1 protein-coding gene is annotated in these 3,417 nt (G+C 72.9%); it reads left to right on the top strand.

Annotated elements, in window-relative coordinates:
* A partial coding sequence (locus ABTZ03_RS44095; protein ID WP_350518924.1) for a non-ribosomal peptide synthetase occupies positions 1-3,417 on the top strand: 3,417 nt, incomplete at both ends.

The following is a 3,417-nucleotide window of genomic DNA, read 5'->3' as shown; positions in this document are numbered from 1 at the left end:
GAGCAGGTCGAGGCTCGGCGTTTCGACTACCTCCCGCTCACCCGGATCCAGGCCGTCAGCGAACTGCCCACCGACCAGGCCCTGTTCGACACGCTGGTCGTCTTCGAGAACTACCCGCTGGACATCGACGCGGCCGCCGAACGCGGCCTGACCGTCAGCGACGTCAGCGCGATCGAGGCCTCCAACTATCCGCTCAACCTGCTGGCCTACGCCGGTGACCGGATCGAGCTGATCCTGCCCTACGACCCGGCCGTCTTCGACCGCAGCACCGTCGAGGGCCTGCGCGACCGGCTGGTTCGGCACGCCGAGAGCGTCGTCGCCGCCGACGAGTCCACCACGCTGGCCCGGCTCGACCCGCTCGGCGCCGACCAGCGCCGCCAGGTCCTCGACCAGTGGAATGACACCGCCCGCGACCTCGCCCGGCTGAACCTGTCCGAGATCTTCCGCAGCCAGACCGAGCGGACCCCGGACCTGCCCGCCGTCGTCTGCGCCGACGACACCCTGACCTACGCCGAACTCCAGGCCCGGTCCGCCAGGTTGGCGCACCTGCTGATCGCCGAGGGCGTCCGCCCGGGCGAACGCGTCGGGGTCGCCCTGCCGCGTGGCATCGCCTGGCTGACCGCGATGCAGGCCGTGGTGCACGCCGGCGCCGTCTACGTACCGCTCGACCCGACCTACCCGGCCGACCGGCTCGACCACATGGTCGGCGACTCCGGCATCCGGCTGGTGATCACCGACGAGGCCGCCGGCGCCACCGTCGCGACCACGGGCGTGCGCACCCTGGACCCGGCCCTGGCCGAGCACACCCAGCTGCCGGACGGCCTGCCCGAGGTGGCGATCGAGCTGCTCCAGCCCGCGTACGTCATCTACACCTCCGGCTCCACCGGCCGCCCCAAGGGCGTCGAGGTCCCGCACCACGGCCTGAGCGGGCTGCTCACGGTGCCCGCCGAACTCCTCGGCGTGCAGCCGGGGGACCGGGTGCTGCAACTGGCCTCGGCCAGCTTCGACGTGGCGCTGCTGGAGACCCTGATGGCCCTGGGTCGGGGCGCCGCCCTGGTCCTGCCGGCGCCCGGCCCGCTCGCGGGCGAGGCGCTGGCGCAGGTCCTGGTCGAGCAGCGGGTGAACCACGCGATCATCCTGCCCGCCGCGCTCGCCACCCTGCCGGACGTCGAACTGCCCGAGCTGCGCAGCCTGATCGCCGGCGCCGAGCCCGTCCCGGCGGGCCTGGTCGCCCGCTTCGGCCGGGGGCGGACCATGGTCAACGGCTACGGGCCCACCGAGACCACCGTCGCGGCCTCCTTCAGCGCCGCCCTGGACCCGGACGCCGACACCGACCCCTCGATCGGGCGCCCCTTTGCCAACGTCCGGGTGTATGTGCTGGACGGTTGGCTGCGGCCGGTGCCGCCGGGCGTGGCGGGTGAGTTGTACGTCGCCGGCGACGGTGTCACCCAGGGCTACGTGGGTCGGCCGGGTTTGACGGCGGAGCGGTTCGTCGCGGACCCGTTCGGTTCGGGTGGTCGGTTGTACCGCACCGGTGACGCGGTGCGCTGGACGGCCGGTGGTGAGCTGGAGTTCGTCGGCCGGGTCGACGACCAGGTGAAGGTGCGCGGCCACCGGGTGGAGCTCGGTGAGGTGGAGTCGGTGCTGGCGTCGGCTCCGGGCGTGTCGCAGGCCGTGGTCGTGGCACCGGTCGGTCCGACGGGCGGTCGCCGGCTGGTCGCCTACGTGGTGGCCGAAGGGATCGGCGGGTTGCGGGAGTTCATGGCCGGGGTGTTGCCGGACTACCTGGTGCCGTCGGTGTTCGTGGCGCTGGAGGCGTTGCCGTTGACGCCGAACGGGAAGGTGGACCGGCGGGCTCTGCCGGAGCCCGAAGTGGTCGGTTCCGGTGAGGAGTTCACCGCGCCGGTGGGCGCGGTGGAGGAGGTGCTGGCCGGGGTCTGGTCGCAGGTGCTGGGTGTCGGGCGGGTCGGGGTCGAGGACAATTTCTTCGACCTGGGCGGCGACTCGATCCTCAGCATCCAGGTCGTCGCCCGCGCCCGGGCCGCCGGCCTGGCGGTCAGCACCCGGGAACTCTTCGACCACCCGACCGTGCGCGGCCTGGCGGCCGTGGCCGAGCAGGCACCCGAGCCCGACGCGGACCACGCGCCCACCCGGACGATCACCGGCCCGGTCGGCCTGACCCCCATCCAGGCCTGGTTCTTCGAGCACCACCCGGCGGCCCCGCACCACTTCGACATGTCGATGACCACCACCCTCAAGGACGGCGTGGACCGCGCGGCCCTCGCCACGGCGCTGACCGCCCTGGTCGCGCACCACGACGGCCTGCGGCTGCGTTTCCACCGCACGGAGACCGGCTGGACCCAGCAGGCGTCCGAGCCCGGCGAGGCCGTCCCGGTGCACCACGAGGACCTCACGGCCCTGCCCGAGGACGAGCGGCAGGCCGCGTTCGACCTCCTGGTCGCCCGGGCGCAGAGCAGCCTGGACCTCACGGACGGCCCGCTGCTGCGGTGCCTCACCGCCGATCTCGGTGTGGGTGGGGTGCGGTTGGTGGTGGTGGCGCACCACCTGGTGGTGGACGGGGTGTCGTGGCGGGTGCTGCTGGAGGATCTGGCGGTGGCGTACGGGCAGGTGGTGTCCGGTGTCGCGGTGGATCTGGGCGTGAAGTCGGCGTCGTTCCAGGAGTGGGCGCATCGGCTGCGGGAGTTGGTGGAGTCGGGTGGTTTTGACTCCGAGTTGGCGTACTGGTCCGGTGTGGGCCAGGGGGTTGAGCCGGGTCTGCCGGTGGAGGGTGTGGCGGCGCGGCCCGGTGGTTTGCGGGTGGTGTCGGGCGGGTTGTCGGTGGAGGCGACGCGGGCGTTGTTGCAGCGGGTGCCGGGGGTGTACCGGACCCGGGTGAACGAGGTGCTGTTGGCGGTGCTGGCCCGGGTGCTGGGGGAGTGGACCGGTCGGGACCGGGTGCTGGTGGATGTGGAGGGCCACGGTCGTGAGGAGTTGTTCGCGGGTGTGGACGTCTCGCGGACGGTGGGCTGGTTCACCTCGGTGTTCCCGGTGGAACTGCCGGCCGGCGGTGACTGGGACGTGCTGGTCAAGGCGGTCAAGGAGCGGATCCGTGCGGTGCCGGGCCGTGGGATCGGCCACGGTGCCCTGCGCTTCCTCGGCGATCAGGATTCCGCGGCCGGGGAACTGGGCGCGATCCGCCCGCAGGTGAGCTTCAACTACCTCGGCCAGTTCGACGGCCAGGGCGGCGCCGGTGACGACTCGCCGTTCCTGGCGACCGGCTTCCTGCAGGACGGCGAGACCAGCCCGCTCGACCCGCACCCCTACGTCCTGGACGTGGTGGGCCGGGTGGTGGAGGGCCGGTTGTTGGTGGAGTGGGGCTGGCAGGAGGGTGTGTTCTCGGCTGCGGTGGTCGAGGGG

Source organism: Kitasatospora sp. NPDC096077, assembly GCF_040303245.1.
Classification (GTDB): Bacteria; Actinomycetota; Actinomycetes; order Streptomycetales; family Streptomycetaceae; genus Kitasatospora.
Note: the sequence above shows the minus strand (reverse complement) of the source record. Positions and strands in the feature narration are given on the sequence as shown.